Raw genomic sequence first — 19,260 nt, 5'->3', positions numbered from 1 at the left:
CACAAGTTTACCGGCGCAAAATATCCCTCATGACCGCGAAAAGAATGGCCAGTTTTCGTAATTTCCACCTGTTCGCTCAGAGCCCATCGAAAGAGCACTCCAGAAATAGACTTTGCTTCCAGAAGATGCAACTATCTGAGCAGGATCCCTCCATTTTCTAGGTTAGGAAGCTCCCCTGAAACGCTTCACTTCGCTTGTCATTGCCAAACCACTTGTCTCTTTACTGGTCTTCCTCGGACTCGTGGGAATCAGCGCTGTCTGGGGGCTGCAATCCTTCGACAAACTTCAGGCATCGGGCTACAACGACCCCAACAGTGAATCCACTCTGGTCTATGACCAGCTGAGTGAAGAATTCAACGTAGATAACCCCGAACTCACGATCATTGCCGAGTTCGGCACAAGTGTGGATGACGCCGACTCTGTCACCGCCGCCACGGAACTGACCAGCAGCATTGAAGACATAGCCGGTGTGGAGTCCGTCTCTAGCTACTACTCACTGGGTAGCCCAGAAAGCCTCAAGAGCACAGACGGCACTGCGGCCTACTTCTTCATCAACTACGACACTGACGTCACGGCCTCCGCTGAGACAACCCTCATCATGGACACTCTGGGCGACGAGAGAGACGGTGTCCAGCTCCACTACACCGGCTTATCCGTGATGGCTAATGCCCTCAATGGCACCATCGGCCACGACATCGCAACGGCTGAATCGATAGCGATTCCGCTCAGCATCATTTTGTTGCTCTTCGTGTTCGGTTCGGTCATTGCTGCGGGTCTACCACTAGTTATTGGTGGCCTGTCTATGTTGGGCTCGTTCTTCTTCATTTGGGTAGCGACACAATTCACCGATGTTTCGATCTTCGCCGTCAACCTCATCTCTGCGATGGCTCTTGGTTTAGGTATTGATTACTCGCTGTTAATCATCAACCGGTTCCGCGAAGAGCGGGCTAAGGGCGTTGAAATCCGCGACGCCGTGCTTGCCACGATGGAAACCGCCGGCCGCACGGTGCTCTTCTCCGGTCTCACCGTGGCGGTAGTACTCGCCTCGCTGGTTATTTTCCCAATGTATTTCTTGCGCTCGATGGGCTTTGCTGGTGTGGCCGTCGTGATCGTGGCCGTGCTGGGTGCCCTCGTGGCCCTGCCCGCCATGCTCATGCTGCTGGGCGACCGCGTGAACAAGTGGCGAATTTTCAAACGTGACTTGGTCCCCACAGACACCGGAGTGTGGTCATCCGTTTCCCGTTTCGTCATGAAGCGGGCCATTCCTGTCTTCCTCATCACCATCGTTGCCCTGGGTGGACTCGTGGCACTGGGTAACAACGTGAGCTTTGGTCTGGTCGATGAGCGAGTCCTCCCTGCCGATTCCCCCACAGCCATCTCTGCCGAGATTCAGCGCACCCGTTTTGACGGTCAAGAAGCGATGCCCTTGCAAATCATTGCAACGGGGGCAACCGATGAACAGTTGGCTGACTACGTCGAGGAGCTCAGCAACACTGCCCACATCGTGCGCGTGCAGAGTGCACTCGGCGTAACGGTCGAGGGAGAAACCAACCCTCAAGCCGCCGGAATGTTCACCGATTACGTCATTGCCGACCACCAGCGCATCGTGGCCGTGGCTGATGTCGTTGCACGCAGCCAGGAAGGCATGGACGTCGTCACCGAGGTGCGCGCTCTCGATCCACCGTTTGAAGTCAAGGTAGGCGGCGTAGCTGCCGACTACGCCGACTCGATGAACGGTATTACCGAGAAGGTGCCCCTGCTCTTGCTGTGGGTTTTCATTGCCACGTTCATTCTGTTGTTCTTGTTCACCGGCAGCGTGCTGCTGCCGATCAAGGCCTTCTTGCTCAACATTGTGTCTCTGGTGGCAACCTTGGGCTTCCTCACCTGGGTCTTCATGGACGGCAACCTGCAATGGCTGATCGGTTCCTTCACCCCGTTAGAAAACATCGAGTCTTCGATGTTTATTCTCATTGCCGTCGTGACCTTCGGTTTGTCTATGGACTACGAACTCTTCCTCCTCAGCCGCATCAAGGAACTCCACGACGAGGGTATGAACACCGAAGATTCTGTGTCCCTGGGACTCCAACGAAGTGGACGAATCATTACCGCTGCTGCACTGGTCTTGGCCGCAAACTTCTTGCCGATGCTCACCTCCGGGGTGACAACCGTGAAGATGTTGGGCTTGGGGCTCGCCTTCGCAATTCTGCTCGATGCGACTGTGGTGCGAGGCCTGCTCGTTCCTGCCACCATGAAACTCTTTGGCAAAGCCAACTGGTGGGCACCCAAGTGGATGCGGTGGATCTCCGACAAAGCAGGCATGTCGCACTAAGCCGGGCTAGTTCAGAGCAGCTGGACCTTCGGCTAACAATTTCGCAAAACCAGCTGCATCGAGAACAGGAATGCCAAGTTCTTCCGCTTTGGTGAGCTTCGAACCTGCTCCGGGGCCTGCCGCAACGAAGTCTGTCTTCTTGGAGACACTCGATGCAGGCTTCCCACCGGCGGCAATGATAGCTTCTTGCGCACCTTCGCGCGTGAAACCCTCGAGCGAACCAGTGGCCACAATCGTGAGCCCCGAACAGGGGCCCTCGATCTCTGCACGTGCACCAGGACCGGCATGACCAGGAATTTCAAACTGCACACCCGCAGATGTCCACTCCGCGATGATGTCTTGGTGCCAATCAACCTGGAACCAGTTCTGCAAAGACTCTGCAATGATGGCGCCGACGCCATCCACAGCAGCCAGCTCATCGAGGGTGGCTGCTCGAATGGCGTCGAGGGAGCCAAAATGATTCGCTAATGCTCGCGCAGCAACAGGTCCCACGTGACGAATATTGAGGGACACCAGCAAACGCCAGAGCGGTTTCGTCTTAGCCAATTCCAGATTCGCTATCAGTTCGACCGCGTTCTTTGACTCCGTGCCATCCGCATTGAGAAAGTAGGGAACCTTTTTCAGATCTTCCACTGTGAGAGCAAAGAGGTGAGCCTCTGTATCTAGTGGGGGCTCCTCACCATCCTTGTGGTTGGTCAGAGCTGCAGCAGCGACTTCACCCAGGCCCTCAATGTCGAGGCCACCGCGGGAACCAATGTGTTCCACACGGCCACGTACCTGTGCAGGGCAGCTTTTTTGGTTGGGGCAGCGAAGATCGATGTCACCCTCCGACGCGGGTGCCAAAGGTGCACCACACTCAGGACAACCCACCGGCATGACAAAAGCACGTTCAGAGCCATCACGCAGTTCGAGGACGGGGCCCAAAACTTCAGGAATAACATCTCCTGCTTTTCGGATGACGATAGTGTCCCCGATGAGTACGCCCTTTGCTTTGACCACATCCTGGTTGTGCAGAGTGGCAAATTCAACAGTGGATCCGGCTACCTTGACGGGCTCAACGACCGCATAGGGCGTAGCCCGTCCAGTGCGACCCACACTGACGCGAATATCAACCAGTTTGGTGTTGACCTGCTCGGGTGGGTACTTATAGGCAATAGCCCAGCGCGGCGCACGTGAGGTGGCACCCAGCTCTCGCTGGGTAGCCATGTCATCAACTTTGATCACGATTCCATCGATTTCGTGCTCAACGGAGTCCCGAGCAGCACCCATTTCCCGAATGAAGGCAGCCGCTTCTGAGGCCGAGTTCACCACACGGTAATGCGTGGAGGTGGGCAGACCCCAACTCTTGAGAAGTTCATACACTTCGGATTGAGTGGGAACGGGAGCGTCTTCCCATGCGCCAATACCGTGCACCAACATGGCAAGTGGTCGGTTGGCTGTCTTCTCTGGGTCTTTTTGGCGCAGAGATCCACTAGCCGCATTACGGGGGTTAGCAAAGACTTTCTCACCAGCGTGAGCAAGTTCAATATTGAGCGTGCGGAAGGCCTCAATGGGGAAAAAGATCTCCCCGCGAACTTCCACGAGAGCAGGATGACCAGCACCCTTCAAGGTGCGCGGAATCGAAGAAATGGTCAACACATTCGCTGTGACATCTTCACCCACAACGCCATCGCCACGAGTTGCAGCAGAGACCAGCGTTCCGTTTTCATAACGCAGATTGATGGCGAGGCCATCAATCTTCAGCTCGCAGAGGTAGTTGACCTCTCGCCCCGTGTCTTTCTTGATGCGTACAGCCCAGGTAAGGAACTGTTCTTCCGAGAACACATTGTCCAAACTCATCATGCGTGCTGCGTGAGTAACCGGTGCAAAAAGTTCGGTTGCTTTACCTCCGACAGAAAGCGTGGGACTGTCTTGGCCTTGAAGCTCGGGGAACTGGCGCTCAATCGCTTCGAGGCGCTGAATGAGAGCATCGTATTCGAGGTCGGCAATCAGACTTTCATCGCGTTCGTAATACGCATCACGTGCATTCAGGATTGTGCTGGTCAGTTCTTCAGCTTCGTGTTGTGCCTTCTCAAATGCACTGAGTTCCGGAACAATCTCGAGGTCATCCCCAAAGAGTGCGCCCTCGCTCATGCCGTGGCCACCACGTTGAGATCGCTGACAGTGCGGGCAATGGTGAACTGTCCCAGCACACGAGTATCCACATACAGCACTGCTGTTTGGCCGGCGGCAACGGAGTTGAGCGGGGTGGTCGGGCGAACGACGAGTTCGCCACCAACCAATTGAGCTATGGCAGGGACGGGATCGGCGTGGGCACGGATCTGCACCTCGACGACGAATTCCTGTTCTGGGTTCTCTGGCGCCAAACCACACCAGGTATAGCTGGTGCCCGCAATCTCGGTGATGTCGAGTGCTTCCTTCGGCCCCACAACAACCGTGTTGGTCTTGGGTCGGATCTCGAGCACGAATCGGGGCTGACCATCAGGTGCAGGGGTGCCGATGTGGAGCCCCTTACGCTGACCAATGGTGAAACCTGGTGTTCCTTCGTGGGTACCGAGCTTGGTACCTTCGGTGTCCACGATGTCACCTTCACTGATGCCTACTTTGTCTGCTAACCAGCCACGCGTGTCCCCATCAGGGATAAAGCAAATATCGTGGCTGTCAGGCTTCTGAGCCACGCTCAGACCACGCTCTGCTGCCTCAGCGCGAATGAGGTCCTTCGAGGGGGTATCCCCCAGCGGGAACATGGCGTGGGCGAGTTGGTCACTGGTGAGAACCCCCAGCACATACGACTGATCCTTCGCCCAGGCACTCGCCCGATGAAGTTCAAGGTTTCCCTGTGCATCGGGAACGACGTTGGCATAGTGGCCTGTGCAGACCGCATCGAAGCCCAGGGCAATCGCTTTCTCCATCAGGGCAGCAAACTTGATCTTCTCGTTGCAACGCATGCAAGGGTTGGGCGTGCGGCCGGCCTGATATTCCGCAATGAAGTCATCGACCACATCGGACTTGAAGCGTTCAGAAAAGTCCCACACGTAGTAGGGAATACCGAGCATCGTGGCCGCCCGCTGCGCGTCCATCGAGTCTTCGATAGTGCAGCACCCGCGGGCACCGGTGCGCAGAGTTCCTGGCATGCGACTGAGTGCTAAATGAACCCCCACCACGTCGTGGCCGGCTTCCACTGCGCGCGCAGCTGCAACGGCAGAGTCCACTCCACCACTCATGGCCGCTAAAACACGCATAGTCCAGTTTAAGCCGTGGACGGGTGAGAAGTTGCCGAGTTATGCAGTTGTTCCCGCGCGGCGAGCGCGGTCGACGGCCTCGGGCAGCGCAGCAAGGAATTCGTCAATCTCTGCCTGGGTTGTGGTGTGCCCCAAGGTTATACGTAGCGCAGAGGACGCACCGCGTTCGTCATGCCCCATGGCGAGGAGAACGTGGGAAGGCTGGGCAACTCCTGCTTGGCACGCAGACCCGGTCGATACTGAAACACCATGCGCATCCAATAAAAACAACAGAGAGTCGCTCTGGCATCCAGGGAACGTGAAGTTCACGTTGTTATCCAGCCGGGTGGCCCGGTCCCCGCTCAGCACTGCTTCAGGAATTAGTTCCTGGATACGCAAGATGGTGGCATCTCTCAGTGCACTGAGGCGTGAATGCTCTACCTCGTGGGTTTTCTGCACAACCAGTGCTGCGGTGGACATGGACACAATGGCGGGAGCATCTAAGGTTCCACTGCGCAGACCGCGTTGCTGTCCCCCGCCGTGAATGAGGGGCTCGAGGTGTGCTTGTCTACTCACAACGAGTGCGCCAACACCTGGAACAGACCCGAACTTATGCCCTGAAATACTCAGTGCCACAAGTCCTGATCCCCCTACTGCACCAGATTCTGTGCGCAGTTGGGCAAAGTTCAAGGAGACATGGCCAAACGCCGAGACGGCATCGATATGCAGGGGAACGAGGTGTTCAGCAGCCAGGGCAGCCACCTCGTCGATGGGTTGAATGGTTCCAACTTCGTTATTTGCCCACAGCAGTGTGACCAGCGCAATGGTGTGGGGCTCACGCTGCACAGTGGCCTCAAGGGCATCCATGCGGATTCGACCATGTTCATCGACGGGAATCCAGTCGATCACGGCACCTTCATGCTGTTGCAGCCAAAGAACTGTGTCGAGGGTGGCATGGTGTTCTGCCTCCGGCACGACGATACGGTTTCGGGCAGGGTTACTTTCAACGGCTGCGCGGTAAAGGCCCACTATGGCCAGGTTGATGGACTCGGTTCCCCCCGACGTGAAAATCACCTCGATGGGCTCACAACCCAGCACAGAGGCGAGATGTTCACGGGCTTCTTCGACCTGCGCGCGGGCAGTCTGACCATGACGGTGCACCGAGGAGGGGTTTCCCGCATGAGCCAGTGCAGCGGTGTATGCAGCGAGCGCTTCAGGCCGCACAGGAGTAGAGGCGGCGTGGTCCAGATAGGCAACCATGCATACTCCCTTCAGCTCAAACCTTATGTGTCCATGGTTTAACGGCGCACCCTGCATTACGAAACATGCCGGCAAACTATCTGGCTAGTCTATTTCGAGTGAGTAACCCTGCCGCCCTCAAAGACCTTGGTGTGCGTCTAACCAGAACTGGTGGCGAGATCAAGGTGTTCAGTGCGAGCGCAGGGGGCATTGATGTCGTGATCTATGACACTCCCGGCGGAAACCACATTGTGGAGCGCATCAGCCTAAAAAAAGGCAAGGCAGGAATCTGGTCGGGCTCATCTGACCGACTCGCTGTGGGTGCAGAGTATTCCTTGCAGGCATGGGGTCCCTCTGGGCCTCACGATTCTTTTTCGGCTGAAGAGTTGCTCGTAGACCCCTATGCGAAAGGTCTCAGCCGGGTGGGAAACCACTGGCGCAATGTCGTGGTCGACACCAGTTTCGACTGGGGCACCTCCGCCAAGCCACGTACAGACTTAGACAAATCCGTCATCTACGAAGCTCATGTCCGCGGCCTGACAAAAATGCACCCGGGGGTTCCTCTCGAGCTACGGGGAACATATGCCGGACTCGGTCACGAAACCATGACCACCTACCTGCGCGATCTGGGTGTGACCGCGGTTGAATTACTGCCCATTCACGCCTTTATTTCTGAAGAGCACCTCCTCCGGCAGGGCACGACAAACTATTGGGGATACAACTCCCTCAACTTCTTTACCCCTCACGCCGCCTATGCCACCTCCGCCGCACGTGATGAAGGCCCGAGCGCTGTGTTGCGCGAATTCAAACAGATGGTCAAGGACCTGCACGAGGCCGGCCTCGAAGTGATCCTCGATGTGGTGTACAACCACACCGCTGAAGAAGGCAAGCTTGGTCCACGACTGAGTTTCCGTGGTTTAGATAACGCCAGTTACTACCGCCAGAACGGCGAAGGCGAATATATCGACACCACCGGGTGCGGCAATTCCCTGAATGCCTCTGAACCGGTTGTACAGAAACTCATTCTGGACTCCTTGCGGTACTGGGCGGAAGAAACCCAGGTCGATGGCTTCCGTTTCGATCTCGCCGTCACGCTGGGCCGCGACGAAGACGCGGTCTATCAGCGTGAACACCCACTCCTGGAAGCCATTCGCACCGACCCCATACTCTCTCAGACCAAGCTCATCGCAGAACCCTGGGATGTAGGCATGGGTGGCTGGCAGACCGGCAATTTTGCCGACGGCTGGCACGAATGGAACGACCGTTACCGCGACCGCATTCGAAACTTCTGGCTGCCCGATATTGCGCAAGCTCGTGAAACTGGTATTGCTCCCACCGGTGTCGGTGGCTTTGCCACCCGCCTCGCCGGGTCGAGCAATACGTTCTCGGCAGAACGTGGGCCGGTAGCGTCCGTAAACTTCATCACCGCCCACGATGGCTTCACCCTCCATGACCTCACGATGTTCAATTACAAGCACAACATCGGCAACGGTGAAGATAACCGGGACGGCGCGAACGACAACCGTTCGTTTAACCATGGCGTGGAAGGTCCCACCGAAAACACGGACATCATTGCTGCACGCCGACGCACAATGCGGAACTTGATGGGCACCCTGATGCTGTCGGCAGGTATTCCCATGATTACCGCCGGTGATGAATTTGGTCGCACTCAGCATGGAAACAACAATGCGTACTGCCATGACTCGCCACTGACCTGGGTCAACTGGGAATTACAGGAATGGCAACAGGACATGTTGGCCACCACCAAGCACTTAGCGAAGATGCGGCAAGAGCACCCTGCGATTCGACCCACCCGTTTTGGAAAGTTTGGCGAGACGGTGCCCAGTGCCAGCCAAGTCGAGTGGTACAACACTCAGGGCGAAAACATGGAACAGGAAGATTGGGAAGATCCCCACAACCGCACCCTGCAATATGTCGCCGCAAGCACTCCCGAAAACGAGCCGTTCAACCGTATTCTGATGATTATTCACGGCACCGAACAGCCCACCTCGGTGGTCGTTCCCAAGCATCCGGGTGTGATGTTTTATGAGCCGTTGTGGTTTAGCCCCCATCACACGCCCCGTGAAGTTCCCGGCGTACTCCGTCCGGGTGAAACCTTCAAACTCACGGGCACGTCCATCCTTCTGTTTAACGCGGCTGAACGTTAAGTTTCCTGCCGTGGTCAAAGCACGATAGTTTTCGTTTATGGAAACCTCCTCCATCGGTCGCTTGCCCATTCTTCGAGTCACGCCTGATTTAGGGGTGCCGGAGCTCTCTCCCAAGGCCTACGTGGGCGAGGTTGTGCCATTTGGCGCCACCAGTTTCCGCGAAGGTCATGATGTCATCGGGGTCGCGCTGCATTTGCGTGCACCCGATGGTCAGTCCACCCGCCTCGAGATGCATCCCACTGCGCCAGGAACGGACCGCTGGGAGGTTCAGGCTCAGCCCGACAAGCCAGGTCTGTGGACTTTCACCGTTGAGGCCTACTCGGATGACTATGCCACCTGGCACCACAACGCCGAGGTCAAAATTCCCCTGGGTATCGATGTGGAACTCATGCTCACCCTGGGCAGCCAGTTATTCACTCGCGCATCCACGGAAGCAAGCCGGACGGCAGCACACCGGAAGAAGCTGGCTGCCCTGGCGAAATCTCTCGTCGACACGAAAGTTGATCCCCTCGTGCGCTTCTCCCTGGCTGAGGGCGAAGAAGTGCAGTCCTTGTTGGCTCATGCTCCGATAGCCAGTTTGGAAACCTTCTCCGAGGAATACACCCTGCGGGTCGAGCGCGCACTGGCCGGATCAGCCAGCTGGTATGAGTTCTTCCCCCGCTCCGAAGGTGCGACCCAGGATGCAGAGGGCGTCTGGACTTCTGGCACCTTCCGCACCGCAGCCAAGCGCTTACCCGCGGTGGCCAAGATGGGCTTTGACGTGGTCTATCTCCCTCCCATTCACCCGATAGGCACCCTCAACCGCAAGGGTCCCAATAACTCGCTGGTCACCGAACCTGGGGACCCCGGATCCCCCTGGGCGATTGGCTCTGCTGCAGGTGGTCACGATGCAATTCATCCAGATCTGGGTAATTTCAAGGACTTTGCGTTTTTCCTCACAGAAGCCAAGAAACACAACATCGAAATTGCGCTCGATCTCGCTCTCCAGGCAGCACCCGACCACCCCTGGGTGACAACCAACCCGGAATGGTTCACCACGTTGCCCGATGGCACGATTGCCTACGCAGAAAACCCGCCCAAGAAGTACCAGGACATCTACCCGATTAACTTCGACAACGACCCCGAAGGCATTCGTGCCGAGGTTCTGCGCGTGGTGGAGTTCTGGATTTCCAAGGGCATCAGTATTTTCCGCGTGGATAACCCCCACACCAAGCCCGTGGACTTTTGGGAATGGCTCATCAAGACCGTCAACGAGAAGCACCCTGACGTGATCTTCTTGGCCGAGGCCTTCACTCGCCCCGCCATGATGCACACCCTGGGCAAAATCGGTTTCCAGCAGTCCTATTCCTATTTCACTTGGCGCAACACTAAGTGGGAGTTAGAAGAGTTTTTCCGCTCGATATCAACCGAGTCGGCAGATTTCATGCGCCCCAACTTGTTTGTCAACACCCCCGATATTCTCACCGAATATTTGCAGTTCGGCGGCCCTGCCGCGTTCACGATTCGTGCCACGCTCGCGGCCACCGCGGCACCACTTTGGGGCGTCTATGCCGGGTTTGAGCTCTTCGAATCCGTCGCTCGCCCCGGTGCAGAGGAATACATCGATAACGAGAAATATGAATACAAGAACCGCGATTGGGCAGCTCTCGACAAAGCAGGGACTTCCCTGGCCCCCTTCTTCGAGATTCTGAACTCCATCCGCGCGGAGCACCCTGCACTGCGCCAACTGCGCAACATCACAATTCAGCGAACTGATGACGACGCGATCTTGGCCTATAGCAAGCACCTGGACAAGGCCTTCACCGGCACAGGAGCCGATGACACGCTCATCATGGTGGTGAACACGGATCCTCACTCGGTTCGTGAAACCGTCGTGCATCTCGACCTGACTACTCTCGGCGCCCAGCACGGAGATTCCCTCACCGTGACAAACCTCGTCACTGGCGTGGAATGGACCTGGGGCGCAGACAACTACGTTCGGTTAGATCCCTTCACCGAACCTGTTCACATCCTGCACGTGACAAAAATCCATACGTAACTCAAGACGAAAAGCTGCTGTGAAGAAAACTGAGACGAAGAAAACTTCCGTGAAGAAGAGCAAGGGCGCCACCGAATGGCACACCCCTTCCCTCGATGACGGATTGTTGGCGTGGGTTGCTCAGGGTAGCCACTACGACCCCCACAGTGTTCTCGGTCAACACCTCATTCCTATTGAGGGGTCCAAGGATTCCGTCACCGCCATTCGCACCCGTCGCCCACTGGCCACGGAGGTTATTGCGATTTTGGGCAGTAAAGCGCGCATTGAGCTCTCCCATGCCGGGCACGGCATCTGGGAAGGTGCACACACACTTGGTTTGACCGATTACGTTATCGAGGCTCGCTACCCCGATGGGCAGGTGTGGACCTCAGAGGATGGCTACCGTTTCGCCCCTACCGTGGGCGAACTTGACCTTCACCTCATCCGTGAGGGGCGTCACGAGCGTCTCTGGGAGGCGCTCGGCGCCCGCTACATCGGCCACGGTGGTGTGAAGGGCACCGTGCAGGGAACAGCATTCTCGGTCTGGGCTCCCAATGCCCAGGCTGTGCGCGTGAAAGGAACCTTCACTGGCTGGAATGGCGAAGGCCACTCGATGCGCTCCTTGGGTGCCAGCGGCGTCTGGGAACTCTTTGTTCCTGACGTCCACCCCGGGGCAATCTACAAATTTGAAATTCTCACCCAGGATGGCCGCTGGGTTGACCGTGCAGATCCGATGGCACGACAAACCGAGTGCCCTCCCCTCACCGGTTCCATCGTCGGCCACTCCACCTACAAGTGGGGCGACAAGAAGTGGATCAGCACCCGCTCCAAGACCGCCCAGCACGCCGCACCCATGAGTATCTACGAACTCCACGTGGGCTCCTGGCGCCAGGGACTGTCTTACCGCGAACTGGCTGATGACCTCATCGGTCACGTGTTAGAGACCGGGTTCACCCACGTGGAATTCATGCCACTGGCCGAACACCCTTACGGCCCATCCTGGGGATACCAAGTCACGGGCTATTACGCTCCCACGGCACGTTTTGGTAACCCTGACGACCTCAAATACCTCATCGACCGCCTGCACGCAGCCGGGATCGGTGTGTTGCTGGACTGGGTTCCCGGCCACTTCCCCAAGGACGAATGGGCACTGGCCCGTTTTGACGGTCAGCCGCTCTATGAACACGCTGATCCTCGCAAGGGAGAACACCCCGACTGGGGAACTTACATCTTTGACTTCGGTCGCAATGAAGTGCGTAACTTCCTCGTTGCGAATGCGCTCTACTGGATCGAAGAATTCCACATTGATGGTCTGCGCGTGGATGCCGTCGCCTCCATGCTTTACCTGGACTACAGCCGTGAAGACGGACAATGGCTGCCTAACCAGTTTGGCGGGCGCGAAAATCTCGAAGCCATCAACTTCCTCCAGGAAGCCAATGCCAAGGTGTACAAGCACCACCCCGGTGTCATCATGGCGGCAGAAGAATCCACCTCCTGGGGCGGAGTGACCGCACCGACAGAGGCCGGTGGACTGGGTTTTGGCTTCAAATGGAACATGGGCTGGATGCACGACAGCCTGGAATACATTCACACCGACCCGATGTATCGGGAACATCACCACTGGGACATCACCTTCTCGTTCCAGTACGCCTTTAGTGAGAACTTCATCCTGCCCATCTCCCATGATGAGGTTGTCCACGGGAAGGGGTCGCTGCTGGCCAAGATGCCTGGTGATCACTGGCAAAAGCTGGCCAATATGCGTGCCTATCTCGCCTTCATGTGGGGTCACCCCGGTAAGCAGTTGCTTTTCATGGGCCAAGAGTTTGGTCAACCGTCGGAATGGAGCCAGGAACGTTCCCTGGACTGGTGGATCTTGGACCAACCGGCCCACCAGGGACTGCAACGCATGGTCTCACAGCTCAATGCTGTGTATCGCGCCCACCCGGCCCTCTGGGAACGGGACAGCGAACCCGACGCCTTCCAGTGGATTGACGGTGCAGACAACGGTAGAAACGTCGTATCCTTCGTCCGCTACGACCGCAAGGGCAATGCGATGGCGGTCGTAGCTAACTTCTCAGGAAACCCCCACCACGACTACCAGCTCGGTTTACCATCCGCCGGAGCGTGGACAGAAGCTTTCAACTCAGATGCCTCCGACTTCGGCGGTTCCGGAGTGGGCAACATGGGCACTGTGACCGCGGTGAAGGACCAGTGGGGTGACTTCGAGCACTCTGCTCGAATAAGCCTGCCTCCCCTGGGCGTGCTCTTCCTCTCCAAGTCAGCTAAATAAGCAACTTCTAGTAGAGCAGATTTGTCAGACGCAGTCTGGCGGCATTCACCATGGGATCAGTCAAACCCACAACTTCGAAAAGTTCCAGCAGACGCGTGCGAACAGCGTTCTTGCCGTCAGCATCTAGTTTGGGATACAGCACCAGAAGCCGATCAAAAGCGTCTGCAACGTGACCGCCGGAGAGATCCAGGTCTGCAACATCCATCTGCGCCTCGAGCCCGTCAGGGCTCGCCGCAGCGGCGGCACGAACATCTGCCATCGTCTTGCCTTGGAGACGGTTGAGCAGGCTTATCTGCGCTAACCCTGCTTTGGCATCTGCATCATTGGGGTTCTGCTTCAGCGCCTTTTCCCACGCCTGTATAGCTGCGGGGTAATCACCGCGCTCAGCTGCATCAAATGCTTCTTGGTGCAGTGGGGGCAATGCGGGCTTCGGCGGATCCACCGGCGCACCCTGTTGGCTAGGAGGTGTGTCAGACGGCTGGGCAATACCAGCGACACCATTTTGTGCGGCGAGTTCAAGAACCTGCTCGAATAGGTTGTGAATATCTGCTTCGCCCGCTACCCCTGCGAACAACGGCAATGGTCGACCAGCAAGAACGGCTGCCGTCGTCGGAACACTCTGCGCCTGAAAAGCCTGAACCAACTGGGGGTTCGCCGTTGCATCCACGCGGGCAAGAATCAGGCGACCGGCAAAGCCCGTTACCAATTTGGCCAGCAGTGGCGAGAGTTCATCGCTCTGGGGAGACTCTGGTGCCCAGAGGTCCACAATGACAGGAACCTGGTTGGACAGATCCAAAATCGCGGTGAAGTTGGTGTCAGTTCCTTCGAGGATCAGTTGCGGCACGGGCACAATCGTGCCGGCCGCAACCGGTGCGGAAGGTTCACCCGGTGCACGGGTTCCTCCAGCGGTGTTCACCGCACCAGCTGAAGACTGGGGGCGGTTCACCAATGAGCTGAGATCAACAGCTCCACGAAGATTGGGCAGGGATGGCATGGACATTAGAGACCCTTTGCAGCAATAAGACCTTGGCTATAGCCGAGCAGACGAATCTTGTCGGTACTGCCCAGTGGCGGAACATAGAAAGCGAGCTGGAGACCGTAGGTGGACTCCACACCCACGGTGGAAGACGTGATCCCACTAAGAATCTTGGCTTGACCTTCGGGACTCACGGAGGCACCCGCCTGAGTGGGCTTGACGGTTTCAATCTCGTTCAAGCTGACGGACACAATGGCACCAGAATCCAAGGTTGCCAATGCAAGGGGCAGACCAGAACCTGCATTTTGACTGAATTCGAGAGAAGCACGTTCTGAGACGGACGCAATCTTCTGCTCTTTGTACTCTCTGCCGACCTGGGTGACCAACGTGTCACCGGTGAGGTCAAAGAGACCGTAATAGGGGCTGTCTGCACCTTGCGTGAGCACTGAGCCATACGCGGCAGAGAGCTCCTCGGGAGATAGCAGGAGCAGCTTGGAATCGGGCTGCACCAGAGGTGAACCGACGGTAGCAGGGGCCACAGTGGGCACTGTGGCATCAGGTTGCAATGTGACGAGGTATTCCACGTGGTAGTTCTCACGTGGAGTGTTCTGCACGAGAACGATACCGGTGGTGGGGACGGTGGGATCTGCTTCGTTCTGGACCACCGCGTTGACAATGCGAGGCCAGGTATCTGTCGCTTGAGGCATATCGAAGGTGATGGGTGAGGCAGGAAGAGAAGGCAAGGCGGCCTGTGCTGCATCTGCCGTACGAATGGCGTAGTTTGCCGAACGCATCTCGAGCGCAGGACCCACCAGACGCGTAGCGGCGAGCTCAGCACTCAGATCCTTGTCAGCCTTGTTGACCGTGGTGGAGATGTTCCGCAAAATGCGACCCAGCTGAAGTTCGGTCACTGCAGGTGGCGGACCTTCGACAGATTGGATATCTGTAGGTGTCGGAGACGGCGTCTGGGCGCCCTGACCCGTTTGGTAGGGGCTACACCCTGAGACGCCCACCGCGAGTGCTCCGGCCATGCCCAACGCAATAAAGGCAGATCCTCGTCCGAGAGTGCGTCGGCCCTTGGGCGCGGCAGAGGTGAGTGACTTCGGTTTAATCAGGTCGATGCCGCGAGGTCGCGGTGGCTTACCGCCACGACGTGGACCGTTTTGCTTCCGCATATGACGAAGTGCCCAGAGATACAGCACGAGGCCAATCAGCGCCATGGCTCCACCGATGATGACGAAAGTTGTGGCATAAGGCACACGACTGGGAAGCGGCCACGCCAATGTGATCTTCCCCGGCGCATCAGTCAAGCCATCTGAGGCAATGATGACCGACATGGACGAATCCAGGTTGGCAGGCACCGTTGCCATGGTGTCGCTCGATGCTTCGCCCAACCACAGATCACTCCCTGCAGGGCTGATGATGGTCTGGACGACAGCGTCAGAGTTGACCACGGTCATCCCGGCTTGCTCTTGGTTTTTCTCAGGCTCACGCATGACCAGTTCGCCGAGCTTGGGCGAGTAGGACACGATGTCGTAGTTGTCGTCACCGATCCACGCCAGAACATCTTCGGTGCGGCCATAGCCCACAAAGTTGGTCGTGGCACCACTGGCGCTGATGTTCAAGATGTCACCGTTGGCCGTCAAGGTTTTTCCGTTGATGACGACATAGTGCGCAGTCGGTTCTATGGTGACGCTCTGTGTCACGAACTCGGGGCTGGAGAAAAGAATCTTCTGGGTAATACCAATACCGAGCAATACCGCCGCCACGATGAACACACCTATGGCAATAAAGAACCGCACGATTAAGTCTCTCCTCCACGTTTATTCGCGCATGACACCAGAACTGGTCAACGCGTCACGTTAAGTCATTCCAAGATACCGGAAATCGTGTGGTTAAACCTGAGAGAGGGGGTTACACCCTGCCCGGAGGCGGAAGGAAAGGGCAAGGCTGAGTAGAATTGGGCTACATGTTTCCGGGCATTCGCCGGCGTGTAGGAGGTCTGTCGTGGCATCGGAGTCATCGTTTACCCGCGTCTTGCGCGGATACGATCCGAGCGAAGTAGACGACCTCATTCAGAAGCTTCGACGCGAACTCCTCGTTGCCTCTACCAGCCACACTGATGCCCTCACCCAGGTTGCCCAACTGGCCGAACGCATTGCGGAACTGGAGCTGGAACTTTCTCAGCGCAGTGCCCCCACCCCCGAAGGCCTGAGCGCCAAAGCGCAGGCGACGGTAAAGAAGGCTGACAAGCTTGCCCACGAGATTGTCAGCGGCGCCGAGGCGGAAGCGCTGCTCATTCGTTCGGCCGCCGACAGTACCTCTCGTAATCTCATCACTGCAGCGCAAGAAGGCCTCGAACAGGCTCGGGAACAAGCTGCCCGTGACGTTGCTCAGATGATGTCGGAAGCGCGCGCAGAAGCTGAACTCATGATTTCTCGTGCGGAAGCAAGAATTGTGACCTTGGTTTCTGAGGCAGAAGCTGATGCACTGAACGTGCGCGGTGAGGCGGCCACGATTGCCGCAAACCTTATTGCTTCTGCCCGAAACGAGGTGGAGAAACTTGCAGCTGCGCATCAGCGTGAAGCGAAAGAACTTCAGCTTGTCGTGGCCCGGGCAGCTGAAGATAACATTTCTGTCGAGCTGATGGAGCTCTTGAAGCTCAATGCAGATGGTGCAGCCGTTCGCGACGACATGGAATCTGAGTTGAAAACCCGCCACCAAGAATCTGTCTACCAAACAGAGAAATATATTGGCGCGGCCGAAACGCAGTTGGCAACGACCAAGACTCGTATCCGCTCTCTTGAAGCGCAATGGGAAGCACACGAAGTGCGCGCCACAGAAGAAGTAAAAGGTCGTCTCGAGCGCTCACGCCAGGACGCAGAAAAGATTCGCCGGGACGCACAGGCACAGGCCGACAAGATGATCGTGGACGCTGAAAAGTATGTGGCCGCGGTGTTAAGTTCTATTTTCAGCCACATTGAAAACTTGCGCACGCAGCGCGAAGCGGTTGCTACGTACTTCGACACACTACGGTTAGAGCTAGAACAATCGCTCGGCAAGGTCTCACCTCGACCTGGTTTGAGTAACAAGAAATAGGGAGCAGTACAGTGCGCATTCAGAACGCATTCCGCGCAGGTCTGATTGGAAGCTTGGGCGTCGGCCTGGGCATCATCCTCATGACCGCAGTGCAGTCGCTCGCGACCGTGCTGACATACATCTTCATCGCCTTGTTCCTCTCGCTCGGTCTGGATCCTGCCGTCAAATGGCTGGAAACGAAGAAGTTCCCCAAGTGGGCCGCCATTACGACCGTCATTGTCGGAATTGTGGGTGTTTTTGTCGGCATGATCGTGGCCATTCTGCCCGTCATGATCGACCAGATGATTTCTCTGTGGCAAAGCCTTCCGACAGAAATCACCCACCTGCAAACCCAGGACTGGATCACCTATCTCGACCAGCAATTCGGTGACGTTATCGACGTCAACGCGGTCATTTCCGAAATTGGCAAATTCTTTAGCGACCCTGCCAACATCAGCAAGATCGCCGGTGGCGCACTTGCTGTGGGCGTGGGCGTGGCGAACGCTTTGAGCGGAACTCTGATCGTAGTCATTTTGACCTTGTACTTCACCGCATCTTTGAGCACCGTCAAGAAGGTTGTCTACGACTTCGTCCCCAAGACCAAGCGTGAAAACTTCGTCCGAATGAGTGAGCAAATCACCAACGGTGTGGGTAAGTACGTCGTGGGACAAATTGCTCTTGCGTTGCTCAACGGAATCTTGGCCTTCGTGATGTTGACCATCATTGGCGGCAAGCAAGCGTTGCTGTTCGCTTTCCTCGCTTTCCTCTTTGCCCTCATCCCTCTCATCGGTACCGTGATGTCTTCCATCATCGTGACCTTGGGGCAGCTCATGTTGGCAGGTCCAGAGACCGCCATCGTGATCGGCATCTACTTCCTCATCTACATGCAGATAGAGGCGTATGTCCTGAGCCCTCGCATCATGAACAAAGCAATTTCGATTCCTGGCTCTGTCGTGGTGATCGCCGCTCTGGCTGGTGGAACGTTGATGGGTATTTTGGGAGCCTTGGTCGCTATCCCCATCGCAGCATCGATTGTGCTGATTATCAAAGAAGTGATTTATCCGGCCCAGGACGAGATATAGCGGCCTAGCTCAAAAAAGGTTGTCGCGTTAGTCGCTGGAACCTGGGATGTCGCCGTCCCACCATTCGGGCAAGGGCGCAGCTGACGGGTTAACCCGTTCGACGATTTCGTTGAGGACGCGCTTTGTTTGGTTCTCCCCCACCCAGAGGTGCTTGCCTCCCTCCACTTCAACGATGTCGATGTGAGAGACGGTAGAGAACCGTTCACGGGCTTCGGGTCCTTGCAGATAGTCATCGAGTTCTGGCACGAGGGCGATGAGCTGCCTGTGATTACCATCCCAGGCCGCGACCTCTTCTGCTGACGCACGGTGGAGCGGCGGGGAGAGCAAAATCGCGCCCTCGATGGCGTGCTCAAGCCCATACTTCAACGCCAATTCTGTTCCGAATGACCAGCCGACCAGCCAAGGATGGGGTAATCCACGCTCTGCAACGAAAGCCATTGCGGCAGCCACATCAGCGCGTTCTTCCACGCCCTGACCAAACTCACCTTGGCTGTGACCACGCGCTGACTTCGTCCCCCGCGTGTTGAACCGCAACACAGCGATGTTCGCGAGTGCCGGCAACCGGCCTGCTGCTTTGCGCAGGATGTGGGAATCCATGAATCCACCGGCAGTAGGAAGGGGGTGAAGTGTTACCAGAGTGGCTACAGGAGTGCCACCCACTGGCATGGCCAACTCCCCTACCAAGGTGAGGCCATCTGCGGTGTGTAGTTCAATCTCTTCGCGCAGGGTAGGCAGGTTGATGCCGCCACGAATCTCCGTCGACATCTCTAACTCACTTTCCAACAAGCATCGTGCCAGTGGCGACGATCGGCAACATCGGCGGCGTCTCCCAAGATGCCATCATTACGCCAGGCCGCCAG

12 protein-coding genes are annotated in these 19,260 nt (G+C 57.0%); 6 read left to right on the top strand and 6 right to left on the bottom strand.

Features of this window, described 5'->3' with window-relative positions; genetic code table 11:
* Nucleotides 1-241: 241 nt before the first annotated feature.
* Complete coding sequence (locus M2119_RS04850) at nt 242-2,329, top strand: MMPL family transporter (protein WP_280803825.1); 2,088 nt, start codon at nt 242-244, stop codon at nt 2,327-2,329.
* A 6-nt stretch (nt 2,330-2,335) separates the two neighbouring features.
* Here the strand turns inward: M2119_RS04850 and ligA are convergent, their stop codons facing one another.
* Genes ligA through M2119_RS04835 form a run of 3 tightly spaced genes read right to left on the bottom strand, consistent with a single transcriptional unit; the run spans nt 2,336 to nt 6,810 of the window.
* Nucleotides 2,336-4,462 carry an NAD-dependent DNA ligase LigA gene (gene ligA / locus M2119_RS04845; protein ID WP_280803824.1) on the bottom strand — a complete coding sequence of 709 codons (2,127 nt, stop codon included), beginning with the start codon at nt 4,460-4,462 and terminating at the stop codon, nt 2,336-2,338.
* Entirely contained in the window at nt 4,459-5,571 is a 1,113-nt protein-coding gene (mnmA, locus tag M2119_RS04840; protein WP_280803823.1) for a tRNA 2-thiouridine(34) synthase MnmA, read from the bottom strand. The genes ligA and mnmA overlap by 4 nt, the downstream gene beginning before the upstream one ends.
* A gap of 39 nt (nt 5,572-5,610) precedes the next feature.
* Nucleotides 5,611-6,810, bottom strand: coding sequence for a cysteine desulfurase family protein (locus M2119_RS04835; protein WP_280803822.1), 1,200 nt, complete (start codon nt 6,808-6,810; stop codon nt 5,611-5,613).
* Between the two features lie 65 nt (nt 6,811-6,875).
* On the opposite strand from M2119_RS04835, the gene glgX reads away from it, so the two are divergent.
* The 3 genes from glgX to glgB are packed head-to-tail and all read left to right on the top strand — an operon-like array spanning nt 6,876 to nt 13,264.
* Complete coding sequence (glgX, locus tag M2119_RS04830) at nt 6,876-8,957, top strand: glycogen debranching protein GlgX (protein ID WP_432418499.1); 2,082 nt, start codon at nt 6,876-6,878, stop codon at nt 8,955-8,957.
* 37 nt (nt 8,958-8,994) lie between these two features.
* Nucleotides 8,995-10,995 carry an alpha-1,4-glucan--maltose-1-phosphate maltosyltransferase gene (locus M2119_RS04825; RefSeq protein WP_280803820.1) on the top strand — a complete coding sequence of 667 codons (2,001 nt, stop codon included), beginning with the start codon at nt 8,995-8,997 and terminating at the stop codon, nt 10,993-10,995.
* A gap of 49 nt (nt 10,996-11,044) precedes the next feature.
* Complete coding sequence (glgB, locus tag M2119_RS04820; RefSeq protein ID WP_280803819.1) at nt 11,045-13,264, top strand: 1,4-alpha-glucan branching protein GlgB; 2,220 nt, start codon at nt 11,045-11,047, stop codon at nt 13,262-13,264.
* A gap of 7 nt (nt 13,265-13,271) precedes the next feature.
* On the opposite strand, the gene M2119_RS04815 is transcribed toward glgB, so the two are convergent.
* Both M2119_RS04815 and M2119_RS04810 read right to left on the bottom strand, forming a co-directional pair.
* Nucleotides 13,272-14,264: a tetratricopeptide repeat protein gene (locus tag M2119_RS04815; RefSeq protein WP_280803818.1), complete on the bottom strand. Its 993-nt coding sequence runs from the start codon at nt 14,262-14,264 to the stop codon at nt 13,272-13,274.
* Nucleotides 14,264-16,042 carry a hypothetical protein gene (locus tag M2119_RS04810; RefSeq protein WP_280803817.1) on the bottom strand — a complete coding sequence of 593 codons (1,779 nt, stop codon included), beginning with the start codon at nt 16,040-16,042 and terminating at the stop codon, nt 14,264-14,266. The genes M2119_RS04815 and M2119_RS04810 overlap by 1 nt, the downstream gene beginning before the upstream one ends.
* Before the next feature lie 205 nt (nt 16,043-16,247).
* Between M2119_RS04810 and M2119_RS04805 the strand changes: the two genes are divergently transcribed.
* A complete protein-coding gene (locus M2119_RS04805) occupies nt 16,248-17,339 on the top strand; it encodes a DivIVA domain-containing protein (protein WP_280803816.1) in 1,092 nt (363 codons plus the stop codon).
* Between the two features lie 11 nt (nt 17,340-17,350).
* Entirely contained in the window at nt 17,351-18,400 is a 1,050-nt protein-coding gene (locus M2119_RS04800; protein ID WP_280803815.1) for an AI-2E family transporter, read from the top strand.
* A gap of 27 nt (nt 18,401-18,427) precedes the next feature.
* On the opposite strand, the gene M2119_RS04795 is transcribed toward M2119_RS04800, so the two are convergent.
* The gene (locus tag M2119_RS04795) at nt 18,428-19,165 is read right to left on the bottom strand and encodes an alpha/beta hydrolase (RefSeq protein ID WP_280803814.1); all 738 of its coding nucleotides are present in this window, start codon (nt 19,163-19,165) and stop codon (nt 18,428-18,430) included.
* Nucleotides 19,166-19,260: the final 95 nt, after the last annotated feature.

Origin of the sequence: Aurantimicrobium minutum (genome assembly GCF_029894165.1) — a bacterium.
In the GTDB taxonomy this organism is placed as follows: Bacteria; Actinomycetota; Actinomycetes; order Actinomycetales; family Microbacteriaceae; genus Aurantimicrobium; species Aurantimicrobium minutum_A.
Note: the sequence above shows the minus strand (reverse complement) of the source record. Positions and strands in the feature narration are given on the sequence as shown.

Coding starts and splice junctions, on each gene's coding strand:
- ligA (WP_280803824.1), bottom strand. CDS start 4,462: ATGAGCGAGGGCGCACTCTTTGGGGATGACCTCGAGATTGTTCCGGAA.
- mnmA (WP_280803823.1), bottom strand. CDS start 5,571: ATGCGTGTTTTAGCGGCCATGAGTGGTGGAGTGGACTCTGCCGTTGCA.
- M2119_RS04835 (WP_280803822.1), bottom strand. CDS start 6,810: ATGGTTGCCTATCTGGACCACGCCGCCTCTACTCCTGTGCGGCCTGAA.
- glgX (WP_432418499.1), top strand. CDS start 6,876: ATGCCGGCAAACTATCTGGCTAGTCTATTTCGAGTGAGTAACCCTGCC.
- M2119_RS04825 (WP_280803820.1), top strand. CDS start 8,995: ATGGAAACCTCCTCCATCGGTCGCTTGCCCATTCTTCGAGTCACGCCT.
- M2119_RS04815 (WP_280803818.1), bottom strand. CDS start 14,264: ATGTCCATGCCATCCCTGCCCAATCTTCGTGGAGCTGTTGATCTCAGC.
- M2119_RS04795 (WP_280803814.1), bottom strand. CDS start 19,165: ATGTCGACGGAGATTCGTGGCGGCATCAACCTGCCTACCCTGCGCGAA.